19 protein-coding genes and 2 pseudogenes are annotated in these 22,363 nt (G+C 61.7%); 8 read left to right on the forward strand and 13 right to left on the reverse strand.

All coding sequences use genetic code 11. The features are described from left to right. Positions 1-11: 11 nt before the first annotated feature. The 5 genes and pseudogenes from JFV30_RS17360 to JFV30_RS17380 all read right to left on the reverse strand — a co-directional run bounded on the left by JFV30_RS17360 (position 12) and on the right by JFV30_RS17380 (position 5,739). Positions 12-806 (reverse strand): hypothetical protein, encoded by a 795-nt coding sequence (locus JFV30_RS17360; protein WP_201124723.1) that lies wholly within the window; start codon positions 804-806, stop codon positions 12-14. Next, positions 799-1,640: pseudogene (locus tag JFV30_RS17365) on the reverse strand (DUF4123 domain-containing protein). Before JFV30_RS17365 ends, JFV30_RS17360 begins: the two are co-directional and overlap by 8 nt. Further along, positions 1,640-3,682: a type VI secretion system tip protein TssI/VgrG gene (gene tssI / locus JFV30_RS17370; protein ID WP_201124724.1), complete on the reverse strand. Its 2,043-nt coding sequence runs from the start codon at positions 3,680-3,682 to the stop codon at positions 1,640-1,642. Before tssI ends, JFV30_RS17365 begins: the two are co-directional and overlap by 1 nt. Positions 3,683-3,991: 309 nt before the next feature. Further along, positions 3,992-4,981, reverse strand: coding sequence for a diaminopimelate epimerase (locus JFV30_RS17375; protein ID WP_201124725.1), 990 nt, complete (start codon positions 4,979-4,981; stop codon positions 3,992-3,994). Next, positions 4,978-5,739, reverse strand: a complete 762-nt coding sequence (locus tag JFV30_RS17380; RefSeq protein ID WP_177090069.1) for a FadR/GntR family transcriptional regulator — start codon at positions 5,737-5,739, stop codon at positions 4,978-4,980. The genes JFV30_RS17375 and JFV30_RS17380 overlap by 4 nt, the downstream gene beginning before the upstream one ends. 234 nt (positions 5,740-5,973) lie before the next feature. Between JFV30_RS17380 and JFV30_RS17385 the strand changes: the two genes are divergently transcribed. The 8 genes and pseudogenes from JFV30_RS17385 (at position 5,974) to JFV30_RS17420 (ending at position 13,610) form a co-directional block, all read left to right on the forward strand. Then, positions 5,974-6,714 carry an SDR family oxidoreductase gene (locus tag JFV30_RS17385; protein ID WP_201124726.1) on the forward strand — a complete coding sequence of 247 codons (741 nt, stop codon included), beginning with the start codon at positions 5,974-5,976 and terminating at the stop codon, positions 6,712-6,714. Positions 6,715-6,743: 29 nt separating this feature from the next. Further along, positions 6,744-7,589, forward strand: a complete 846-nt coding sequence (locus tag JFV30_RS17390) for a fumarylacetoacetate hydrolase family protein (RefSeq protein ID WP_201124727.1) — start codon at positions 6,744-6,746, stop codon at positions 7,587-7,589. A 20-nt stretch (positions 7,590-7,609) separates the two neighbouring features. Next, positions 7,610-8,887 carry an L-fuconate dehydratase gene (locus tag JFV30_RS17395; protein WP_201124728.1) on the forward strand — a complete coding sequence of 426 codons (1,278 nt, stop codon included), beginning with the start codon at positions 7,610-7,612 and terminating at the stop codon, positions 8,885-8,887. Between the two features lie 37 nt (positions 8,888-8,924). Further along, complete coding sequence (locus tag JFV30_RS17400; RefSeq protein ID WP_201124729.1) at positions 8,925-9,785, forward strand: amidohydrolase family protein; 861 nt, start codon at positions 8,925-8,927, stop codon at positions 9,783-9,785. Then, positions 9,782-10,555, forward strand: a complete 774-nt coding sequence (locus JFV30_RS17405; protein WP_169389049.1) for an SDR family oxidoreductase — start codon at positions 9,782-9,784, stop codon at positions 10,553-10,555. Before JFV30_RS17400 ends, JFV30_RS17405 begins: the two co-directional genes overlap by 4 nt. After that, complete coding sequence (locus tag JFV30_RS17410) at positions 10,552-10,899, forward strand: L-rhamnose mutarotase (protein ID WP_201124730.1); 348 nt, start codon at positions 10,552-10,554, stop codon at positions 10,897-10,899. The genes JFV30_RS17405 and JFV30_RS17410 overlap by 4 nt, the downstream gene beginning before the upstream one ends. A gap of 51 nt (positions 10,900-10,950) precedes the next feature. Next, positions 10,951-12,174, forward strand: coding sequence for a sugar MFS transporter (locus JFV30_RS17415; protein WP_201124731.1), 1,224 nt, complete (start codon positions 10,951-10,953; stop codon positions 12,172-12,174). A gap of 285 nt (positions 12,175-12,459) precedes the next feature. Further along, positions 12,460-13,610: pseudogene (locus JFV30_RS17420) on the forward strand (MFS transporter). A 45-nt stretch (positions 13,611-13,655) separates the two neighbouring features. Here JFV30_RS17420 and JFV30_RS17425 read toward each other — a convergent pair. The 8 genes from JFV30_RS17425 to JFV30_RS17460 all read right to left on the reverse strand — a co-directional run bounded on the left by JFV30_RS17425 (position 13,656) and on the right by JFV30_RS17460 (position 22,213). Beyond that, positions 13,656-14,270, reverse strand: coding sequence for a type III secretion effector protein (locus JFV30_RS17425; protein ID WP_201124732.1), 615 nt, complete (start codon positions 14,268-14,270; stop codon positions 13,656-13,658). After that, a complete protein-coding gene (locus tag JFV30_RS17430) occupies positions 14,260-14,607 on the reverse strand; it encodes a hypothetical protein (RefSeq protein ID WP_201124733.1) in 348 nt (115 codons plus the stop codon). The genes JFV30_RS17425 and JFV30_RS17430 overlap by 11 nt, the downstream gene beginning before the upstream one ends. A gap of 161 nt (positions 14,608-14,768) precedes the next feature. Beyond that, positions 14,769-15,095 carry a hypothetical protein gene (locus tag JFV30_RS17435; RefSeq protein ID WP_242487103.1) on the reverse strand — a complete coding sequence of 109 codons (327 nt, stop codon included), beginning with the start codon at positions 15,093-15,095 and terminating at the stop codon, positions 14,769-14,771. Positions 15,096-15,190: 95 nt separating this feature from the next. Then, positions 15,191-16,171 (reverse strand): type III secretion protein, encoded by a 981-nt coding sequence (locus tag JFV30_RS33260; RefSeq protein ID WP_242487104.1) that lies wholly within the window; start codon positions 16,169-16,171, stop codon positions 15,191-15,193. A gap of 216 nt (positions 16,172-16,387) precedes the next feature. Beyond that, complete coding sequence (locus JFV30_RS17445) at positions 16,388-18,793, reverse strand: TonB-dependent siderophore receptor (RefSeq protein ID WP_201124734.1); 2,406 nt, start codon at positions 18,791-18,793, stop codon at positions 16,388-16,390. Positions 18,794-18,889: 96 nt separating this feature from the next. Then, positions 18,890-19,864 (reverse strand): FecR family protein, encoded by a 975-nt coding sequence (locus JFV30_RS17450; RefSeq protein WP_201126216.1) that lies wholly within the window; start codon positions 19,862-19,864, stop codon positions 18,890-18,892. Between the two features lie 32 nt (positions 19,865-19,896). Next, positions 19,897-20,397, reverse strand: coding sequence for a sigma-70 family RNA polymerase sigma factor (locus JFV30_RS17455; protein WP_201124735.1), 501 nt, complete (start codon positions 20,395-20,397; stop codon positions 19,897-19,899). A gap of 67 nt (positions 20,398-20,464) precedes the next feature. After that, on the reverse strand, positions 20,465-22,213 hold the full coding sequence (locus JFV30_RS17460) for a helix-turn-helix domain-containing protein (RefSeq protein WP_201124736.1): 1,749 nt from the start codon (positions 22,211-22,213) through the stop codon (positions 20,465-20,467). Positions 22,214-22,363: the final 150 nt, after the last annotated feature.

The following is a 22,363-nucleotide window of genomic DNA, read 5'->3' on the forward strand; positions in this document are numbered from 1 at the left end:
TCTGAATATCCTTATTCGGCACAAGTGGGATATATGTCGCATTCACGCCCATCAGGCATCTTGATGGATTTGAAATCGGTAGTATTCCCGCGACAGAACGCGTATTGATCCTCCAGGCTCTTGCCCATACAGCGTTTCCAACCTTGAGGGAATCGAACCCAGTTATCTCCCATGTAAGGCCATTCCTCCGTCGTCACTTCCAGGGCCATCCTCAACGTCTTATCTTTCAACTCATCCCGTTGCACCGCTCCACCTGCTCTTGCTTTTCGCAGATTCCCTACTGCGTCCAGCGAGTTACACTTGAGTACCTTGCTAATGGCCCGTTTGGGGCCGACTGTTCGGAATAACCACTGACATCGTCCGGGCAGTTTTTGAACACCCGACTCAGGCATCCCGGCCATACCTTCTTCCAACCGATCCAGCACATTGATGAATGCGAAATCCCCTCCGATATCCGTCGAGCGCTCTCCCCACTTCGCGTACATATCAAACGTAATGCTGCGCAACACTAACGGACACCCATCCACCGTCTCCGTCAGTGGCACTTCAAAGCTCACCCGATTGGCCACCGGCTTGCCCACCGTGTCAAAAACCTTGTCCTCCGGCCGCTTGCCCCGGCGCTTGGGTAAGGTGCAGATCTCACCCGTTGCCGGTCGATAAGCTGCATCACTCTTGAAGCGAAAATTCGCCGGCAGGTCGACTTCCAGGGTGAAACTATCCACTGGTTTCATCGCACAACCGGAACCAGCCAGCACGCTGCAAACGAATACCCCTCGACACACGCTCAACATAAATCCCCTACGCATCCTGCTGCTCCCGCTCCACCCGACGCCATTCTTCAACCACCCGCTGAAAATGGTCCTCCGCCGCTTCCCCCGCATCGGCTGCCATCGGATAAGTACGTCCCCAGTGGCTTCCACCAACCGCCGCACCACCAAGAACTCCAGCTGTTCCGGCCTTTCCCATTGCCAGGCCCGCGCCTGCTCCAGCACCTGTTCCAGCCAGATTCTAGGGTCCTGAAATTCAGCCAGTTGACTGAGCGCCTCACTGTACTCAGCCAACAGATAACGCAGGATATTGGCCTGCAGAATCGCTCCCGCCTGTGGATTCGGCACCTCTAGCCACGGTGCAGGATCGGGTACCGGATACACCCCCGGAGCCGGATTATCGACGCAACACCAACGCTCGCCCTGCCAGTAGCACACGCTGATCAGCGGCCCGAGAAAAACAGGCCAGTCCTGAGCAGGCAGGTGAACCAAGGCCCGCGCCAAGGTGCGGTTATCGTGGAAGCGGTACAGCGCCTGGCTGGCCGCCACCCCCACCACCAACCTGTCGCGCCAATGCCGGGTAACACCCGATAAGTCATCATCAGGCAAGCTGCCCAACCAGCCCCAATTACGCTGAGGGTTTTGCAATAAGCTCACCAGCCCGGGTTCGTTGACATGGTCGAGCAACAGGAGCATCGGCCCATCCGCCGCCATTTCCGATGCGACGGTTTCAACGTAGAGGCTGCGATACTCAGCCACCGAGCGTGTCGCCAGCAGTGCCCCGCGTGCGTCGTTTTCATCCTGTAGAACCAGGCACAGGCGACGTCCCGCCTGCTGCTGTTGAGCCATCCACTGGCCAGGCGAGATCTCCATCAGGCCGCCCTCCCCGTGGAATCGCACAAACCTTCGCGGCAGCGCTCGCACACCGGACAGAAGTCCGCATCCAGTCGTCTGGCCAGCTCCATGATTGCGCCTTGGGTAACCGAAACCTTTGGCCCCTCCGCTACAAATGCGGGCGAGGCAGTCACGTCACCCGGCCCAACAGGACTTGCTGTAAGGGTCCCAGCAGGCACACCGCCCAACGTGATCGGCCGACTGCTGAAAATCCCTCCGGCCTGAATCAGCAAATGCTCACCACCCGCCTTGAAGCTCAACTGCGCACCGGCATCGATCACCAGGTTGGCGCCCGCTTTGAGATGGACCTGTTGCCCTGCTTCGATCACCAGGGTCTGGCCGACATGCGTCTGGCTGTTGCCCTGCACGTGCAAGTGATCATCAGCCCCAAGCCGAACCTTGCGGTCGCCGGCGATGCTGCGGTGTTCCTCGTCTCCCAGGGTGGTCGTACTCAAGCCGTGGATGGTTTCCCGACGTTCGCCCACGACCTCCAGCCGGCTGTCGTGGCCGACCTGCTGCTCCAGGTCGCGTTGGGCGCGCAGGTAGATGAGTTCCTGGCCAGCGCGGTCCTCAAGATGCAGCTCGTTAGCCCCCGTGCCACCCGGCGTGCTGCGGCTACGCAAAACACTGCGGGTCTTGTGTTGTGGCAAGGGGTAAGCCGGCGTTTGCACAGCGTTAGGCAGACAACCATTGATCACGGGTCGGTCCGGATCACCTTCCAGGAACGTCACCAATACCTCCATGCCCACACGCGGAATCATCACCGCGCCAAAGCGCTCACCCGCCCAACCGGATGCCACCCGCACCCAGCAACTGCTCTTGTCGTCGCTCTTGTCGAGCCGGTCCCAGTGAAAGCGGATTTTCACCCGCCCGTGGGCGTCGCAATGCACGTCCTCACCCACCGGGCCGGTGACCGTGGCGGTCTGGCTGCCGCTGATGCGCGGTTTGGGATGCTTGAGCGGCGGGCGGTGAATCGCGCGCCAGGGCGTTGCGGTAAATCGATTGCGATAGCCCTGGAACGCTACGCCATCCACCACGGCCTCCTCCAGCACCTGCGGTTGATAGCCTTCGTGACGCACACTGGTGATCAACCACAAGTCATTGCAAGACAGGTCGGGGTGGCCCCGCAGCGTCAGGAAATGCCCGCTGCGCAAGGCCGGCTGATCACTGCGGCCCAACGCCCGGTGACGGTTTCGCTGATGACGCTCCAGGCCACGCCGGGCCAACTGCGAGCCGCGCAGATGGCCGGTGAATCCCGCAGGGTATTGATAGTCCTCAAGCGCCGGGGAAGCGCCGGCCTGCTCCTGCAGCCGCAGCGACGGGTGTTCAAAGTCATAGTCCCGCCGCACAATCTGAGCACTGCGTGTGGCCAGGCGCACATCAAAACGCTGGATCACCCGTGCGTCGGCAGCAGGGCCACCCGCCGCACAATAGTGCTGCGCCGGCAAACGTCGAAACACCGTCTGGTCATCGCCAAACACCAGCACGTGGGCCTCCGTACTGTGGCGGAAGTGGTAATGGATGCCCTCTTCTTCGCACAAACGCTGGATAAAATGCAGATCGGTTTCTGCATATTGCACACAGAACCTGCGGGGCGGGTACACCACCGGCCCCAGCTCAAAGGCATAAGCATCGGCAAGAATGCCGTGCTGCTCCAGCACCGCCGCGATGATTTGCGGCACGCTGCGCTGCTGGAAAATCCGCTGGTCGCAACGATGGGCCAGATGCGCAAGGCGTGGCGCAAGCGTGAGGTGATAGCAGGTCAGTCGCCGGCCAGGGTCTTCCCGGCCAATGGCATGGATTTGCCCGTGAAGGCCTTCCCCCGCCTCACCAAAATCCAGATAGGCCGGTTGGTGAAGCAGCGCCTCAAGATCCAGGCCGGGGTTTTCACTGACCCACTGCACTTCAATGAAAAAAGGTTGATCAATCGTTTCGCTGCCTTTAAAAGCCAGCACCTGAAACGTCTGGTTTATGCCTGCAACAATCAGTTTAAAGCGTGACGAAACAAGCGTATCGAACATCCGTTGTTACCCGCCATTCATTGTCGAACTGAAATAATTCCCCGCGTAAAACGAAGATAAAGCCACTCAATTCGAAGCCGATAAAAAGTGCCTGAACCCCAGGAATACTAGCGATTTCAGGCGACATTCGGCCGCTTCAAAATAAAAAAGAAGATTCGTACATCGATACTGGAAGGGTCTTTTATCAATTACGGAAATGTAGTTAAACAGCCAGTATTCGCTACAGGAATACTCTTACACGGCTATTCGCCAACGACACTTACTTATAAAGAAACGGCTGACAAAAAAATACGCCAGCCACTCCTTACTTCAAAGCGATTGCAGCCGCGCAGTCCCGAAGAGGCTGACGCTCAGCAACTCGCCCGCCTCCGCTCGCAACCGCACCGGTGCCGTACCGCCCGGCATTACCACCGCCACTTCACCCGCGGTCACCCATCCTACAGACCAGGCGGCGCATGCCACGGCACTGGCGCTGGTCCCGGAAGACGCCGTCGGCCCCTCGCCGCGCTCAAATACGCGTGCGATAACACGGTTGCCTGAATCCCGGGCGACCCATTGCAGGTTGACACCGGAAATACAGGGCTGACCCGCCCCGGCAGGCGGCGCAAAAGCGACTGCCCTCAGCGGATCGAACAACGCGGGCCGATGCATCTGCGCGTTGTCCGGCAACGCCAACGTGTCCTGCACCAGCGTCACGCAATGAGGGTTGCCCACCCGAACAAACCGGCTGTGATTCCACTCGGGGTTGAGTGCAGCCAGTTGCGCGACATGGCTCACCTCGGTCCCCTCAAGCGATACCAGGCCAACGCCAACCGCCCCTACCGCCAAGGGCCCGAATTCAGGCCGCCCCAGCGCCAGCCAAAAGCCCTGGACCTGTTCGTACACCGCAGGCTCAACCCGCGTGATCACCGGAGACAGTGCATCGGGCTTGTCGTGATGCACCCGCAGGTCACAGCCTTGCGCCATCAATCCCTGGTCGGTCAACGACTGGGCAAAAATCGTCAGGCCATTGCCACTGCGCTCGGCCAATGACCCATCCGTGTTAACAATCAACACGTCAAAGGGCGGCTCGGCCTGAAACGGCCCCACCAACAAACCGTCACAGCGATGCTCCTTGGCCTCTGCCGGGCGCGGCAAATCACCCCAGCCACATTCAGAGGCAATGGCCGCCAGCGCCCAACCCTCGCGGGTGGCAGCGGCCAAGTCGGCACGACCAGGCAGCTCAACACCCTGGCTGCGTAACAACTCCGGGCTGACCACCCCGTAGATATTCCCGCGGGCGTCGTAGAACACGGTCATTGCGCAGTCCGCATAAAGATTCGTACCACCTCTTCCAGGTGCTTGCGCATGGCCTGTCGTGCACCTTCCACGTCCCGCTGCTCCAGGGCGTCGAGGATCTTGCGGTGCTCATCTTCCGAGCGATGCGGCATGTCGTCCGAGGTGTAATGCGCCTGCAACCGCTGGAACATGCTGCCGTAACGATGCCCCAACAAGTGCGCAATCATCAGCGCATACGCCGGGTTGCCCGAGGCCTGGGCGATGCGGATGTGAAACAGGCGATCGCCCGGGTGGGTATGGGAGCCTTCGCGGTTGTCCTGCACGTTACGCTCGAAGGCCTCGCGGATTCCAGCCAGCTCTTCGTCGGTGGCGTGTTTGGCGGCCAGGGCGGCGGCTTCCGGTTCAATCAGGCGACGGGCCTGGAGCAGGGAAAACGGTGGAATCTCGGCGTTGAAGTCGACGTGCAGGTTGAGTTCCGGATCGAATTCTTTCCATTGATCCCGGGTGGCCTGGGCCATCACCGGTTCCTGGCTGACAGTCGGTTGCACCGGTTCGCAGACCAGCACGCCGTTGCCCACACGCACGTCCACCAGGCCGATCACCTCCAGGGCAATCATTGCTTCACGTACGGAGGCGCGACTCACGCCCAACAGTTTGGCCAGCTCGCGCTCCGCCGGGAGGCGGCTGCCCGGCGGAAATTCTCCACTGTCGATCAACGCCCGCAACTGGTCGGCAATCTGTCGATAAAGACGTTGGTTATCAATCACTTGAAATGGCATCTAGGCTCAGCTCGATTCATGCATGGCACGGTCAAAGGGGTCAACTGGCGAAAAAGCCGCTTGTTGACCGGGAAGACCCATGCTAAAAATTGGATCAATGGCCTGACCATTGGATCGTTTCCAGTGTGCTGATCATAGCAAACCCACCACGGTTCGCTATGCCACAGATGCAGGCGTTTTACGCCCTCAATGGCCTGACCATTGAGCCAATAATAACAATCTAGGGAGTCTGTCATGGACCTCACCGGTAAACGCGTGCTGATCACCGCCGCCGCCCAGGGCATTGGCCGTGCCAGCGTCGAAGCCTATCTGGCGGCTGGCGCCGAAGTGATCGCAGCCGACATCAATCAACAGGCGCTCGCTGACCTGCCAGGCGCGCAAACGGTGTTGCTGGATGTCACCGACGCCAGCGCCATCCAACGCCTCGCCACCGAGATCGGCCCGCTGGATGTGCTGTTCAACTGCGCGGGCGTGGTGCACGCCGGCAATATCCTCGAATGCCCGGAAAGCGACTGGGCATTTGCTCTGGACCTCAACGTCACCGCCATGTACCGCATGATCCGCGCGTTTCTGCCGGGAATGCTGGCGGCCGGCGGCGGCTCGATTATCAACATGTCGTCGGTGGCCTCCAGCCTCAAGGGCGTGCCCAATCGCTTTGCCTACTGCGCCAGCAAGGCTGCGGTCATCGGCCTGACCAAATCCGTCGCCGCCGATTTTGTCACCCAACGCATTCGCTGCAACGCCATCTGCCCGGGCACCGTGGAGTCCCCTTCGCTGCAGCAACGCATCATCGAACAAGCCAGCCGTGAAGGCCGCCAGCAGGATGAGGTGTACGCCGCCTTCACCGCGCGCCAACCGATGGGACGCTTGGGCACGCCCCAGGAAATCGCCCAACTGGCGTTGTACCTTGGCTCTGACGCCAGCGCGTTTACGACCGGCACCACCCAGATCATTGACGGCGGCTGGAGCAACTGACCGCCCACTTCCCAATAAGAGGATTGCTCATGAAATTGCTGCGCTACGGTGAAAAAGGCCAGGAACGCCCGGCCCTGCTGGACGCTGACGGTCGTCTGCGCGACTTGTCCGCTCACATCAGTGATGTCGCAGGCGAAGCCCTGCTTCCGCAAAACCTTGCTCGCCTGCAAGACCTCGACCCCGCGAGCCTGCCCCTGGTACCGGGCAATCCGCGCTTGGGCGCCTGTGTCGGCCAAGTGGGAAAATTCATCTGCATCGGCCTGAACTACGCCGATCACGCCGCCGAAACAGGCGCGCCGATACCCGACGAACCGATCATCTTCAACAAATGGACCAGCGCCATCGTCGGCCCCAACGACAACATCGAAATCCCCCGCCACTCCACCAAGACCGACTGGGAAGTGGAGCTCGGTGTGGTGATCGGCCAGGGCGGCCGCTACATCGAAGAAAGCCAGGCCATGCAGCACGTGGCCGGCTACTGCGTGATCAACGACGTCTCCGAACGTGAATTCCAACTGGAGCGCGGCGGCACCTGGGACAAGGGCAAAGGCTGCGACACCTTTGGCCCGCTGGGCCCGTGGCTGGTCAGCCGGGATGAAATCGCCGACCCGCATCAACTGTCGATCTGGCTCGAAGTCGATGGCCATCGCTACCAGAACGGCAATACCCGCACGATGATTTTCCAGATTCCCAAACTGATCAGCTACCTCAGCCAGTTCATGAGCCTGCAACCGGGGGATGTGATTTCCACCGGCACTCCGCCCGGTGTCGGCCTGGGGATCAAGCCCGTGCCGGTCTACCTCAAGCCTGGGCAAAAGATCCGCCTGGGCATCGAAGGCCTGGGTGAACAGAACCAGACCACGGTCGACGCCTGACAAGAGCCAAGGAGCCGTTCATGACCACCATTACCGCGATTCGCGTCGAAGATATCCGCTTTCCCACGTCCCAGTCCCTGGACGGTTCCGACGCCATGAACCCGGACCCGGACTACTCGGCCGCCTATGTGATTTTGCAGACCGACAACCCGGCCATTGAAGGCCACGGCCTGACCTTTACCATCGGCCGTGGCAACGAGATTTGCTGCGCGGCGATCCAGGCCATGCAGCCGTTGCTGGTGGGCTTGACGCTGGAATGGATCGCCGAAGACATGGGCCGCTTCTGGCGCCATGTCACCAGCGACAGCCAGTTGCGCTGGATCGGCCCCGACAAGGGCGCCATTCACCTGGCCACCGGCGCGATCGTCAACGCCGCGTGGGATTTGTGGGCCAAGGCCGAAGGAAAACCCTTGTGGCGCCTGGTGGCCGACATGAGTCCGGAACAACTGGTGCGCTGCATCGACTTCCGCTACATCACCGACTGCATCACCTCCAGCGAAGCCCTGGCCTTGCTGCGCCAACGCGCCGAAGGCAAGGCTGAACGCATGGCCGACCTGCAAGCCAATGGCTATCCCTGCTACACCACCTCGGCCGGCTGGCTCGGTTACGGTGACGAAAAGCTGCGCCGGCTGTGCCAGGAAGCGGTGGATGCCGGGTTCAACCACGTCAAGCTCAAAGTCGGCCACGACTTGCAGGATGACCTGCGCCGCGTGCGCATCGCCCGCGAAGTGCTGGGGCCGGATCGCCAATTGATGATCGACGCCAACCAGGTGTGGGAAGTCGACACCGCCATCGACTGGGTGCGCGAATTGGCGTTTGCCAAGCCATGGTTTATCGAGGAACCCACCAGCCCCGACGACATCGAAGGCCATCGCAAAATTCGCCTGGGTGTGGCGCCGGTCAAGGTCGCTACCGGGGAGATGTGCCAGAACCGGATCATCTTCAAGCAATTGATCATGCGCGAGGCCATCGATGTGGTGCAGATTGACGCCTGCCGCCTGGGAGGGGTCAACGAAGTATTGGCGGTGATGCTGATGGCGGCCAAATTCGGCCTGCCGGTATGCCCCCATGCCGGCGGCGTCGGGCTTTGCGAGTATGTGCAGCACCTGTCGATGATCGACTACCTGTGCATCGCCGGCACCCACGAAGGCCGCGTGATCGAGTATGTCGACCACCTGCACGAGCATTTCGAGGAACCTTGCGTGGTACGCGGCGCTGCCTATCTGCCGCCGACGGCACCGGGGTTTTCGATCCAGATGAAAGCCGCGTCCCGGGAGCAATACCGCCACCGGCCGTGAGCTGAAACACAATTTGAATGGACGGAGCACAATAATAATGTCGTCCCCATCACCCCTGAGGCTCGATGCGCACCAGCATTTCTGGCGCTACCGGGCCGCTGATTATCCGTGGATCGGTAAGGCTGAGGCTGACCTGCGGCGGGACTTTCTCCCACAGGATTTGCGGCCATTGCTCGACGCTGCCGGCCTGGATGGCTGCATTGCCGTGCAGGCCCGCGCCGGCGAGCAGGAAACCGATGCGCTGCTGGAAATGGCACGCCAGCACCCGTGGATACTCGGTGTCGTCGGCTGGGTCGACCTGTGCGACCCAGCCCTTGAGCAGCACCTGGAACAGTGGCGCGACGCACCAGGACTCAAGGGCTTTCGGCATCAGATTCAGGACGAACCCACGCCCGCGCGCTTTATGGCAGATCCAGGATTCTCCCGTGGCCTGCGGCACCTGCAACAACAAGGCTACGTCTACGAGGTGCTGATCCGCTGCGCCGACCTCGACGCCGCAACAGCCATGTGCCAGCGCCACGACCAACATCACCTGGTGCTGGACCACCTGGGCAAGCCAGATATCGCCAACGGCCCGGCCGGCTGGGCCGAACACCTGGCACCGCTGGCCGCCCTGCCCCACGTCAGCTGCAAGCTGTCGGGCCTGCTCACCGAAGCCGGGCCCGATCAGCGTAACGCCCGTGCCCTGCGCCCCTACATAGAACTGGCGCTGGAGCTGTTTGGCGCCGACCGCCTGATGTTCGGCTCGGACTGGCCAGTATGCCTGCTGGCCGGGGAATACCAGGGCACCTGCCAATTGCTGCAACAGACCCTCGGCCCGCTGTCGTCCCATGAACAGCAGGCCATCTGGGGCGGCACCGCCCAGCGGGTCTATCACCTTGAAGGAAACTGCCCATGAATCTGCATTTGCAGGACCGCGTGATTATCGTCACCGGCGGCGGCTCGGGGATTGGCGCCGCCATCTCCCTGGGGCTGATCGCCGAAGGCGCGATCCCGGTGATTTTCGGACATCAACCGCTGTCGGCTGCCTTCGCGGCCGAGCTTGAACAACAGGGTCAAAGCCACTTCATCCGTGTCGAGTTGCGCGATGAGGACGCCTGCCGCGCGGCGGTCAACGAAGTGTTGCAACGCTTCGGGCGCATCGACGGCCTGGTGAACAACGCCGGGGTCAACGATGGCGTGGGCCTGGAAGCAGGCCGTGCAGCCTTCGTCGAGTCCCTGGAAAAGAACCTGATTCATTACTACCTGATGACCCACCTGTGCCTCGATGCTCTCAAGGCCAGTCGCGGGGCGATCGTGAATATCAGCTCCAAGACGGCCCTCACCGGCCAGGGCGGCACCAGCGGCTACACCGCGGCCAAAGGTGCGCAATTGTCGCTGACCCGGGAGTGGGCGGCCTCCTTGCTGGAATTCGGCATCCGGGTCAATGCGGTGGTGCCCGCCGAGGTACTGACGCCGCTGTACCAGCGCTGGATCGATGGCTTCGACAACCCCGAGGCCAAGCTCGCCGCCATCGTCGAGAAAATCCCCTTGGGCAAACGGATGACGACCCCCGAGGAAATTGCCGACAGCGTGCTCTTCCTGCTGTCACCCCGCGCCTCCCACACCACCGGGCAATGGCTGGTGGTGGACGGCGGCTACACCCACCTCGACCGGGCGCTGACATGATCGGCCAACGGTACTGCCTTGCCCTGGACCTGATCGACGACGAGGCATTGATCGCCGAGTACCAGCAGTTGCATCAACGCATCTGGCCCGCCGTGGCCGCGCATCTGCGCGGCCAGCACATCCTGCAGATGCAGATCTGGCGCCTGGGCACGCGGCTGTTCATGGTCATGGACACCACGGCCGGGTTCAGCTTCGAAGCCCTCGACCAGGCCGCCAGCGCCAACCCCAACGTGCAAGCCTGGGAGGCCCTGATGTGGCGTTTCCAGGCGCCCACGCCGTGGACCGATCCCGGCGGCAAATGGCAGCCGTTGACACAGATTTTCAGCCTCACCGACCAACCCTGACATCCGCTGCATCGCACGCCTTGATCCCATAAAAACAACAGGAGAAGCGTCATGTTAAGCAAAGACACACCTGTGGCAGCCGGCACACCCGCCGTGCCGACCTACCGCTGGGCACTGATGCTGGTGACCAGTCTGTTCTTCCTCTGGGGCTTGTCCTACGGCTTGCTGGACGTCCTGAACAAGCATTTCCAGGAAGTCCTGCACGTCAGTAAGGCCCAGTCCGGGCTGTTGCAAGGCGCGTATTTCGGCGCGTACTTCCTGATCGCCCTGCCGGCGGGGCTGTTGATGGACCGCCACGGCTACAAGGCGGGGATCCTGCTGGGCTTGTGCCTGTATGCGGTGGGCGCATTGCTGTTCATGCCGGCGGCAGCGGCGGCGAGCTTTGCATTTTTCCTGTTCGCGCTGTTCGTCATCGCCTGCGGCCTCGGTTGCCTGGAGACCGCGGCCAACCCTTATGCCACGGTGCTGGGTGACCCCCAGGGCGCCGAGCGACGGTTGAACCTGGCGCAATCCTTCAACGGCCTGGGTCAGTTCTTCGGCCCGCTGATTGGCGGCGCGATGTTCTTCAGCGCCGGCAGCACACCGGCTTCGGACATGAGTTCGTTGCAGACCACCTATGTCGTCATCGCCGTTCTGGTATTGCTGGTGGCGCTGTTGATCGCCCGTACGCCGCTGCCGGATCTACGCGCCCAGGAGCAGGCACTGCAACCCATGGCCGGCAAGGGGCTGTGGCAGTATCCGGAATTCGTCGGCGGGGTGATCACGCAGTTTTTCTACGTGGCGGCCCAGGTCGGGGTCGGTGCATTTTTCATCAACTACGTCACCGAACACTGGGCGCAGATGGGCAGCCAGCACGCGGCCTACCTGCTGTCGATCGCGATGCTGGCCTTCATGTTCGGGCGTTTTTTCAGTACCTGGTTGATGGGCCGCGTCAGCGCGCAGAAGCTGTTGCTGATTTATGCGCTGATCAACATCGCGTTGTGCGCGCTGGTGGTGATTGGGTTGGAGGGCATCTCGGTGATCGCGCTGATTGCGGTGTTCTTCTTCATGTCGATCATGTTCCCGACGCTGTTCGCCATGGGCGTGAAAAACCTCGGCCCCCATACCAAGCGCGGCAGTTCGTTCATGATCATGGCGATTGTCGGCGGTGCGCTGATGCCTTACCTGATGGGCAAGGTGGCGGACAACAGCACGGTTGCGCTGGCGTACCTGTTGCCGATGGGATGTTTCGTGATTGTGGCGGTGTATGCCCGTAGTCGCCTGCGCCATCAATGAAGACGTTGGAGGGTCGGCCTGGAAGGTGGTAATCCGCCGCAAGAAGCCCGGGGTTCGCCAGTTCTCGCGGGGATTACGCACCTTCCAGGCCACCTCGCACATCAAACGATTACTCGTCCTACACGCTGATAGTGGCTGGAAAGGCCAATCGCGTTCCATGCTTCTGAAAAAATGGTTGGCTCGCTGTTCAGGCACGCCAAGGGAACCCGGCTCGCTCGATACGGCCTGATGTGCAAGGATGTTGCGCTGCACATCGTTCGTTGAACGCAAAACCAAGGATTTTTCATGACTGCCATCAGCACCCCAGCGCCCGTGGTACCCGGGCGGCTGGAGCAAATGTCGACCCGCATTGCCTTTTTTATCGCAGGTTTCGGCATCGCCGCCTGGGCACCGCTGGTGCCGTATGCCAAGGCCCGCGCCCAACTCAATGAGGGCACCCTCGGCCTGTTGCTGCTGTGCCTGGGGGTGGGTTCGATGATCGCCATGCCCGTCGCGGGGGCCCTGGCATCGCGCTACGGTATCCGGCGCGTGGCCACCGGCGGGACGATTTTGATCTGCCTCGGCCTGCCGATGCTGGCCACCGTCTCTTCCATTCCGTTGCTGATGGCCGCGCTGTTTGTATTTGGTGCCGGGCTGGGCATGGTGGATTCCACCGTCAACCTGCAGGCGGTGATCGTCGAACGGGCCAGCGGCAAAACCATGATGTCGGGCTTCCATGGGTTGTTCAGCCTGGGGGGATCGTCGGTGCGGCAGGTGTCAGCGGGCTGCTGGGGCTGGGCTGGTCGCCGTTCCAGGCCACCCTCGCCGTCATCGTCGTGATGGCGGTGGCCTTGCTCAAGGCCGGGCCGCACTTGCTGCCCTACGGCAGTGAAAGCTCCGGGCCGGCCTTTGCCGTGCCCCACGGGGTGGTGCTGTTTATTGGTTGCCTGTGTTGCATCGTGTTTCTCGCCGAAGGCGCCGTGCTGGACTGGAGCGCGGTGTTCCTGAGTGCCGAGCGCGGCCTGGATGAAGCCTATGCGGGCCTGGGCTACGCAGCCTTTGCCTTGACCATGACCGTCGGGCGCCTGACCGGCGACAGGATTGTTCGCCGACTGGGCGCCACCCGGGTGATTGTCTTCGGCGGCGCCCTCGCCGCGGCCGGCATGCTGCTGGCCACGCTGTTCCCTGCGTGGGAAACCGCCCTGCTGGGGTATGCGCTGGTAGGTGCCGGGTGTTCGAACATCGTCCCGGTGTTGTACACCGCCGTCGGCAAGCAGACCGTCATGCCGGAACACATTGCGGTGCCCGCCATCACCACCCTGGGTTATGCCGGCATTCTTGCCGGCCCTGCGGTCATCGGCTTTATCGCCCACGGCAGCAGTCTGAGTACGGCCTTTGTGCTGATTGCGGTGTTGCTGATCGGTGTGGCAATCAGCGGAAAGATACTGCGGGTATAACCGGCATTCCCCTACCGCCTCCTACCGTGAGGCGCCACCCGGGGCTTATCGGTTTTTGTGGTGCTCAAGCCAGCGATCAAGGGTTTTGTTGCTGAGCCAGCCCGCCTGATGATGACCGCCAAACATCCGAAGACCGCTGCCATGGGCGCTTTCCAGTGACCGAAGCAACCCGGGGCGGTCGACAATATTCTTCGCCATATACACCTGCTGTTCATCGTATTTCTTCCGCGCCAGCCCTGTGGCGGGGTCCAGAACGAGTTCGCCGTGACCATCGAGCTCGTCAGGGTCCTTGCTCATGGCAACCAGCAACTCGATGTTGACGTAGACGATGTGTTCAAAGAGCCCCTTGCGGTCCCGGGACCTGTCACGCAACTCGGTAAACATCGCCTTGAACACCCGCACGAGCTCGGCGTTGCTCTTGGCGTGGAAAGGGTCCGGGCTGAAGGCACTCGGATCGCTGTTGCCGAACACCACACTTTCGGCCTGCGCCAGGCTTTGCGTGGTGATGTAGCCGTCCTGATCGGTGATCGCATCGATCAGGCGCGGGCGCTGGACAAGCGCCTTGGCCAATAAAATCGCGCGGTCGAACTTCTGATTGTCGCCGACTCTTTTGGCGGCGATTCGCTGCAGCGAAGACAGCCTCAGTCCGTCACGTTTCATGGAGTTCTTTCAGCGTGGCAAAACTGATTTTCAACGCTTTCACCAACTCGCTGTCCGGCAGGTGAAGGTTGGGATTGGGCTGGCCGGCGCGCGGGGCAACACCGTTCTGCAGCGTTCGATGATGCGGCACGACTTCGTAGGGCTTGGCCGACCGCAACGGTGGCCGGTACCCGGAAGAACGAACAGACGTGGCGCCGGGTGAGTGACTGGCTTGTCGGCCAGCATCCGTGGCTTCACTTGCAGCGGCGTGGGCAGTGCGCAGTCCCTCATCCGGTGTTGCGTCAAATCGGCCTGTACCGCCAGGCTGCAGGTAGCCTGACCCGCCATCAATTCTCATGTTTTATCTCCACCAATTTTAGATCCACGCTTGCCGGTTCATCACACCCGGTGACAGCCGTATCGCGCGCGCGACCAACCGGCCAAAGGTGTGTGGTGCGCGGGCGGCAATGGTTCCGCAGTCGCGAAGTGTTCCAATGACAGCATGTAAAAACCGAAAACTCAGTCAGCTTTTCGTACCTGCGGCGGCGCCGGTTTCACCGCCTGCCAAAGGCCTTTGATCGCATCGACCAGAGTCGCCATCACCGAGCACAACGGGCTTGGCACAGACGTTTGGGTGGCCGGCAACTGCCCCTGGGGCAACATGCCTTTGATGAAGTCATCAGCAGCCGGGGCCTGAAACTTGCGCTGCCCCGTGAAGTTCTTCACGCGCCGGGCTTCGGCACCCTCTTCATGTGTGTTGCCCGGCGGCAAGGCCGCTGTGCCCGCCGGCGGATTACAGGCTGGCCGGGAGCCGGGATTGCGCGATCCAAACGACGTTGAATTCATGTCTGAGCCCTGGCGGGGAGTTTAAACACAGTGGAATGATCAACGCGGGAAATCGCGCCACGAAGGGTTCGTGGCGTGATCGGGTTAAAACGGGTTTAGCGCGACAACCAGCGCAGGGCGTCCTTGACGATCTTGCCGTCGTTATCCCGGCTGCCGATATTGTCCATTTGCTTCAACAGGCTGGAGCGTTGGGTAACTTCCCGGGCCAACTGGATGAGCGAGTCCTGCCTTGGGTTCCCGGTCAAAGGCGATGCGGCCATGCGTTGCAGGTCTTTGATACTGATAGAGCTGCTCCAGAAACCGCCCTTCAGGGCATTGAAGTCCTTCAACATCTGCTCGGCGATCTGTTTGTCGCTCTGGTACTTCAACGGGTTGTCAGAGTTGAGCACGGCGTCGAGGTCTTGCCGGGTGATTCGACCATCCGGATTGCCGGTCCCGCCACTTCGATCAAAGGCCTGCATCACCTCGGGACGGCGCAGCAGTTCCCGGGCCAAAAGGATGTTCTGGTCACTGGCCTCGTTACCGGTCAACCGTTTGCCCGCCATGCTTTCCAGGCTTTCCCGAGTGACGTAGGACTTGCCCGGCGCCCTGAACGCGTTGAAGTTGTCCTTGAGCAACTCCCCCAGTTGATCGTTGCTGCGCCTCGAATAGTGGGGGTCCGGGCGACCGAAGCCAGGCTCGGGCTTGCCAGGGGTTGGACGGCAACACGCGGGATCTGGCCGGTGTGGATTGAAAGGGTCAGGACGGCCATAACCGGGGCCGGGACGGAAGGGGTTGAACATCGACGTCAGGCTATTCAGAAGCCCCTGCAACTGTCCGATCAGCCCGCCCAGGAAGCTGTTGGGATTTGATGCCGGGAATGAGCCGGGGGCGAAGCCCCGGGGATCCACAGTGCTCTGCGCCTGCGGGCCGGCGAACATCGGGCCGGCTTTATTATCCGGGGTGCCGAAACTGACGGCGACCGACTCTTGGCCGGAAGGTAAGCGTGCCAGCGTCAAGGTGACGGTATCGGCCTTGGGCTGCTCGGGTGTATTGGAGGAACTGGTAAGGGATTGATTGAGTGAGGGTACCGACATAAGCATCTCCGGTTCGGCGTATTGACACGATTCACTCTCGGATCAAAGGCACCTCGACGATGCAAGGTATCCCATGGAAAGTGGGCACCTCCTTGTGTGGCAGACCTGTCGGATTCAGTTCCTGCGGACGCAGAAAATCGTTCGCAAAAGAGTAGGAAGAAAGGCTGTGGCGAGGAAGCTTGTCCCCTCGCCACAAAGAACTACCGATACCAGGGATCAGAACCCTACGCTGGCCTGCACAAAGAATGTGCGCGGTTCGCCCAGGTAAATCCCCGAGTTGTTGTCGCTGGAGCGGGTGTAGTGCTCCTGGTTGAAGACGTTCTTGACCCCGACGCCCAGCTTCAGGTTCGACAGCTGCGCACCGAAGTCATAACCGCTGCGCACGTTGACCGAAACATAGCCGGGAATATCTCCGTACTGGCCGTCGGCCGTCGGCTGGGTGATATAGGTGGTACCGGTGCCCGGCGCACGCTGGCCGGACTGCGCGTAGACGTCCAGGTTGTGGGTCCAGTGGTTGACGTCGTAGCGCAGCCCAACGGTGGCCACTTCACGGGAGTACAGCGGCAAGTCGCGGCCCTTGAAGGCAACGTCGCCTTCGGAGGTAGCCTTGGTGTAAGTAAAGCCGGCGTTGGCGGTCAGGCCGTCGAGGCGCGGGTCCAGGTTCGACAGGTCGTAGTGGGCCGAGGCTTCGATACCTTCGTGCTTGGTGGCGCCGAGGTTGGTCCAGCCCACATCGTTGCTGACGTATTGCAGCTCGTCCGAGAAGTCGATGTAGAACAACGTCACTTCGCCACCCCAGACGTTGTCGTTGTAGCGGGTACCGATTTCGTAGGTCTTGGCTTTTTCCGGGTTCAGGCCGTTCGCGGTCTGGTTGCCGTTACCGCCCTGGCCCAGCTGGAAATACTGCAGGCTGCCGAAGGAAGTTTCGTAATTGGCGAACAGTTTCCAGGCATCGGAGACGTGGTACATCACGCTCAGGGCCGGCAGCGGTTCGTTGTTGTGGATCTCGCGGCGCTTCTCTTGAACCATCGCGCCGTTCAGGCCCACCACCGGGCGGTCGTGCCATTCGGTGCGGATCTGCTCAAAGCGAATGCCCGGGGTGACGGTCCATTTGCCGATATCAATCTTGTTATCGATATAGAACGAGTTGGCCTCGGTGCCACCGGTACGGTCCTGGTAAACGTGGCCGTCACTCTGGCCCACGGGCGTCGGCACGTTGTTGACCAGCGCCAGGCTGGTGGCCTGCTCGTGCATGCCTTCCTTGAGGTAACGATACCCGACGCTGACTTCCTGGGTGCTCGGCCCCACGTCAAACACATGGGACACCCGCGGCTCGATGCCGAAGGTGTAGTAGGTGCGCGGGTAGGAACCCAGGGTCTTCAGGTCGCGGTTGGCGATGTTGCTGCCGCGGAAACTGTCGGAGTAGTAGGTCAGCACTTCAGCCTGGGTGCGGTCGTCGATCTGCCGGATGTACTTGAACGACATATCCTTGCGCCGGCCATTGAAGTTGTCCCAGTCACGCACCGATTGATACGGGTTGGCGTCGTACTGCTTCTGGGTAAGGCCACCGGGCATGTCAGCGCTGGCGTCGTAGTAGTGGAAGTTCAGCGAGAAATCGTCTTGATCGGTCGGCGCCCAGTGGGTCTTGAAGATCACGTCGTCGATGTCGTTGGAGTTGTTGCGGTCGCGGTAGCCGTCACCCTTGGTCCCGGAATACAGCAATGCAGCACCGATACCGTTGTCGGCGGTGCCGCCGATGAAGGCGTTTTCAATGTGTTTCCAGCCGCCGTGCGCGGCGGTTTCCAGCGTGGTGCCGACTTCACCGGAAAACTTTTCCGGGATGGCACGGGTCACGAAGTTGATCACGCCGCCGACGTTCTGTGGCCCATAGCGCACGGAACCCGCGCCGCGAACCACGTCGATGCTGTCGAGGTTGCCCGAGGAAATCGGTGCCATCGACAACTGCGGCTGACCGTACGGGGCAAATGCCGCCGGTACGCCATCGATCAAAACAGTGGAGCGCGGAGACAGGCGCGACGTCAGCCCGCGTACGCCGACGTTAAGGGAAATATCACTGCCGCCGGTGCCGTTGGCTTCCTGCACCTGCACACCGGGGATACGCCGCAGCACGTCACCGACGTTCATCGCGCCCTGCTCCACCATGGCCTCACGGCGCACGACGGTACGCGCGCCGGGGTGGTTCTGCACCACTTCGGCATTCGCGTCGCCCAGCCAGTCGCCGACCACCTTGATGTCGGTGGCGCCCAGTTCCAGCGGCGAACCCGCCTCACCGGTGCCCTTGGCGAGCGGGCGCAAGGTCACGGAGCCGGCATCGATCTGGTAATCCAGGCCACTGCCTTGCAGCAATTGGCGCAGGGCTTGCTCCGGCGACAGGTTGCCGTCCACGGCCGGGGCTTGTTTGCCGGCCACCATGTCGGGGCTGAAAAACACTTGCAGGGACGTTTGCTGGCCCAACTGGCTCAAGGCCGAGCCCAGGGACTGGGCCTGGATATGAATCGCGTCGTCAGCATAGGCCGCCGGCAGTGCGGCGCTGACGGCCAGGGCGAGGGCAAGGGGTGCCCAGCGGGATGATTTATTGTTTTTCACGGCGAGTTTTTTCACGTCGAACGGAGTCCTGTGATCGCAAGAGAGTGCGGCTGTTAATGCAAACCAGTTGCAGTTGCACAAGAAGACGAAGAACTCGGAAAAAACCTGAATCTATCGTGAAATTATTTCCTGGCTACCGTCAGGCAAGGTGCGCAGGGCCACCGGAAGAATGTGCGGCAAGGCCTTGAGCAAGGCGTCGGTGTCGGTGGATTTGAACACGCTGGTCAACCGCAGGTTGCTCACCGCAGGCGCACTGACCCGCAACGGTTGCTCGCGGTAACGCGAGACTTCCCGGGCCACTTCAGCGAGGGTGGCGTTGTTGAACACCAGTTTGCCAGTGCGCCAGGCCGTCAGTTCTTCGGGGTTGACCGCGTAGGCAGTCGCCACCTGACCCTGGGCATCCACATGGGTGCCCCGACCGGCCGTGAGCATCACGATTTCATCGGGTGAGCGCCCTTGCACCTTGACCGTGCCGGCCTCGACCACCACGCGGGTCTGGTCGTCATCGCGGCGCACGTCGAAACGCGTACCGGTGACCGTCACCTGCCCTGCCCCGGCCGCCACCACAAAAGGCCGGCTGGTGTCGTGCTCGACGCTGAACATCGCCTCACCCTGCTTGAGTTCAATGCCGCGCTGGCCTTTTACATAGTGCACCGCCACCACGCTGCGGCTGTTCAAATCCATCAGCGAGCCGTCGGGCAACGCCACCTGCCGGCGCTCCCCCAATGCGGTGCGGAACTCGGCGTTGTACGTCGCCGGATGATCCAGGCCACTGAACAACCCAAGGCCCAGGGCCACCGCCAGCACACTGGCCGCCACTGCATAACGCAGCACGGGCCGGCGCTTTGCACGGGGTTCCGGGGCATCGCACAACGCCTGCAAGCGCGCCTTGGGCAACAGGTCGGTGGCGCTCCACAAGCCTTGCAGCACATCAAATTCATACTGGTGTTCGGCATGCTCCGCACGCCAGGCATCAAAACGCTCGCGTTCTTCGACGCTCAGTTGGCTGTCCTGCACACGCACAAACCACTGCGCCGCCTCGTCGCGGGCCGTCGCACTGCCGCAGGCACACTCACGGGTATCCATCATGGAAGATCCTGTTTCAAAGCGGGCATTGGTCATGGTGCCATCGCATCCAGGCGGTCACGTAGATGCCGCAGGGTGCGGATCATATACTTTTCCACCATGTTTTTAGACAGGCCCAGGCGTTCGGCGATTTCCTGCTGGGTCAGGCCCTCGATTTTCTGCCAGATGAAAATCTTGCGGCAATTGAGCGGCAGCTCGGCCAGCGCCCGCTCGATGGAGTCTGCCAGCTGGATCGCGTGCATGAAATGCTCCGGGTCGCCACTGTGGGGCGAACTCTGATCAAAGGCTTCCAGGGCCATCGCCTCCCGACGGTCCTCGCGGCGATAAGCGTCAACGGCGATATTGCGCGCCGTTTGATGCAGATAGGCGCGAGGTTGCGTAACCTCGGTGGACCTGGACTCAAGCACCCGCACAAAGGTGTCGTGGGCCAGGTCTTCGGCCTGCTGACGGTTTCTCAGGCGGCGCGTCCAGGTCCCGATCAACTCTTCGTAGTGCTCGAAAAAGCCTGGTCTGCGGGGCGGCTGAGGAATCATCAAGGGAGCACTGGGGAGGCGGGACGTGAATAGTAATGCTTCCTATTAAGTGGAGCAATGCTACCCGTCAGCTATCAATCACCCGCTGCAAATGAATCGCCAACTCCGTGGCAAACCGTCGTTCCGGCGTTTCCACATCAATCCCGAACAACTCCTGGATCCGCGCCAGCCGGTAGCGCAGCGTCGTCACATGCACCCCCATCGCGTCCGCGCAGGCCTGGCTGCGGCAGCTTTCCCGCAGGTACGCGGTCAGGGTTTCCAGGTACGGCGTCTGGTGCTTGCGGTCATGGGCGAGCATCGCGCCGACGCTGTCGTTGACGAAGGTGCGAATATCCTCGCCGCCCACGGCCGCGACGAAGATCGGGATCGGCCCGAAATCCTGATCGGAGATCGGCCCGCTGCGGCCGAACGAACGGGCAATCTCGATCAGCCGCCGGCAGCGCTCCCACGCAGCCGGATAATCCGCCAACACCCGGCACACGCCGCTGGCCAGCAGGATCGGCTCGGCACCCAGGTAGTGCGCCAGGTCATCCGCAATCTGGCGTTTGATTTTGCTCAAGCGCTCGCCTTCCGCCGGCACCAGGCACACCAGCCCGTTGTCGACGATGATCACCGTGGCCTGCATCCCCGCCCGTTGCAGGATGCGGGCGACGTTGTGGTGCAGGTTCTTCGCCTCCCGGGCCTTGGCGCCGTAGTCGATGATGATCATCTGCTGTGGCGTGCTGAAGCTGATGCCCAGGCGTCGGGCGCGTTGCTGGATGTCATCGGCATCGCGCCAGCGGCCTTCGAGCACTTCGAACAGCAACTCGGTCTGGGTGCGGGTTTCAAACCGAAAGCGGATAAAGCTGCGCATCATCTGCACGCTCAAGGCGAACTTGGCGCTTTCCAGCATCAGCAAATCCAGCTCGTTGACCGGCACCGCTACCGGGAACAACACCAGCGCGCCCACCAGTTCGTGGTCGACCATCAACGGTTCGATCTGCGCCCTCAACGTAAACTGGCGCTGGCCATCGTCAAGGAACAGGTTGACCGTGTTGCGCAGGGCGCTGCGCAAGCTTTCCTGGGCAGCCTTGGTGATCTGCACGCTGAGCACCCCGGCGACCGCGGCCTGCCAGGCGTTATCGTCGAACAAGGCGGTATCCGGCGAGCGCCCCGCCACCACCTGGTTGGCGGTGAAGTCCACGGCGATCACCGGGTTGGGCAACTGGTCGCCCACCATCAGCGACAACGACGTCACCGAGCCGCCGCCCAACACGTGCTCCAGCATCGTGGTGTGCACATGCAACGCCTGCTGCAGGCGCTCGGCGGCGCGACGCTCGGCTTCCAGCTGGCGCTGGCGCTCCACGGCAATCGCGCCCAGGTGGATGATCATGCCAAGGAACACCCGGTCTTCTTCCGACACGTCCATCAGCGTGCGGGAAATCACGCTGAGCACCATGGGCCGGCCGTCGAAGTCGGTGCAGTTCATCGGCATCACCATCACCGTGCGGTAATCGCGCTCCAGGGATTCACGGCGGTAGCCGGGGTACTCGCATTCGCGCACGTCGCGGATGAATACCGCCTCGTTGCGTTGCAGGGCGGTCATCACCGGGCTGGACGACAGCTCCCAGCAATCCACCAGCGGGCGCTGCACCAGGGTCGGGTCGTGGCGGGCGATGACGTGGCCGAAGCCGGCGTCCATGTCGATGGCCATGATCGAGCTCATGGTCCAGTGGGTGTGGCGGCAACTGGCGTACACCAACTGGTGCAGCATCGACTGCAGATCACCGCCGGAGTTGATCTGACTGGCCACATCGCGCAACGACAGTATCTGCATTTCTCGATTCAAGGCACTCACCCGAACAAGGAGGTCACGGCAGCCACGTTGCCTGCCAGGCCCGCCCGATACTTGCGCCGGTTCAGAGCAATGTCCAGCGGATTTGCACTCGCAAACCATGGAAGACGCTGTTGGCCGATGCTCCTAGCC

The organism is Pseudomonas sp. TH32 (assembly GCF_016650855.1).
Lineage (GTDB): Bacteria > Pseudomonadota > Gammaproteobacteria > Pseudomonadales > Pseudomonadaceae > Aquipseudomonas.

Bases quoted from the DNA above. Each gene is read 5' to 3' on its own strand.
- JFV30_RS17405 (WP_169389049.1), top strand. From the start codon at position 9,782: ATGAATCTGCATTTGCAGGACCGCGTGATTATCGTCACCGGCGGCGGC.
- JFV30_RS17390 (WP_201124727.1), top strand. From the start codon at position 6,744: ATGAAATTGCTGCGCTACGGTGAAAAAGGCCAGGAACGCCCGGCCCTG.
- JFV30_RS17435 (WP_242487103.1), bottom strand. From the start codon at position 15,095: ATGAATTCAACGTCGTTTGGATCGCGCAATCCCGGCTCCCGGCCAGCC.
- JFV30_RS17375 (WP_201124725.1), bottom strand. From the start codon at position 4,981: ATGACCGTGTTCTACGACGCCCGCGGGAATATCTACGGGGTGGTCAGC.
- tssI (WP_201124724.1), bottom strand. From the start codon at position 3,682: ATGTTCGATACGCTTGTTTCGTCACGCTTTAAACTGATTGTTGCAGGC.
- JFV30_RS17415 (WP_201124731.1), top strand. From the start codon at position 10,951: ATGTTAAGCAAAGACACACCTGTGGCAGCCGGCACACCCGCCGTGCCG.
- JFV30_RS33260 (WP_242487104.1), bottom strand. From the start codon at position 16,171: ATGTCGGTACCCTCACTCAATCAATCCCTTACCAGTTCCTCCAATACA.
- JFV30_RS17380 (WP_177090069.1), bottom strand. From the start codon at position 5,739: ATGCCATTTCAAGTGATTGATAACCAACGTCTTTATCGACAGATTGCC.
- JFV30_RS17385 (WP_201124726.1), top strand. From the start codon at position 5,974: ATGGACCTCACCGGTAAACGCGTGCTGATCACCGCCGCCGCCCAGGGC.
- JFV30_RS17455 (WP_201124735.1), bottom strand. From the start codon at position 20,397: ATGATTCCTCAGCCGCCCCGCAGACCAGGCTTTTTCGAGCACTACGAA.
- JFV30_RS17360 (WP_201124723.1), bottom strand. From the start codon at position 806: ATGCGTAGGGGATTTATGTTGAGCGTGTGTCGAGGGGTATTCGTTTGC.
- JFV30_RS17450 (WP_201126216.1), bottom strand. From the start codon at position 19,864: ATGGATACCCGTGAGTGTGCCTGCGGCAGTGCGACGGCCCGCGACGAG.
- JFV30_RS17395 (WP_201124728.1), top strand. From the start codon at position 7,610: ATGACCACCATTACCGCGATTCGCGTCGAAGATATCCGCTTTCCCACG.
- JFV30_RS17400 (WP_201124729.1), top strand. From the start codon at position 8,925: ATGTCGTCCCCATCACCCCTGAGGCTCGATGCGCACCAGCATTTCTGG.
- JFV30_RS17460 (WP_201124736.1), bottom strand. From the start codon at position 22,213: ATGCAGATACTGTCGTTGCGCGATGTGGCCAGTCAGATCAACTCCGGC.
- JFV30_RS17425 (WP_201124732.1), bottom strand. From the start codon at position 14,270: ATGAAACGTGACGGACTGAGGCTGTCTTCGCTGCAGCGAATCGCCGCC.
- JFV30_RS17410 (WP_201124730.1), top strand. From the start codon at position 10,552: ATGATCGGCCAACGGTACTGCCTTGCCCTGGACCTGATCGACGACGAG.
- JFV30_RS17430 (WP_201124733.1), bottom strand. From the start codon at position 14,607: ATGAGAATTGATGGCGGGTCAGGCTACCTGCAGCCTGGCGGTACAGGC.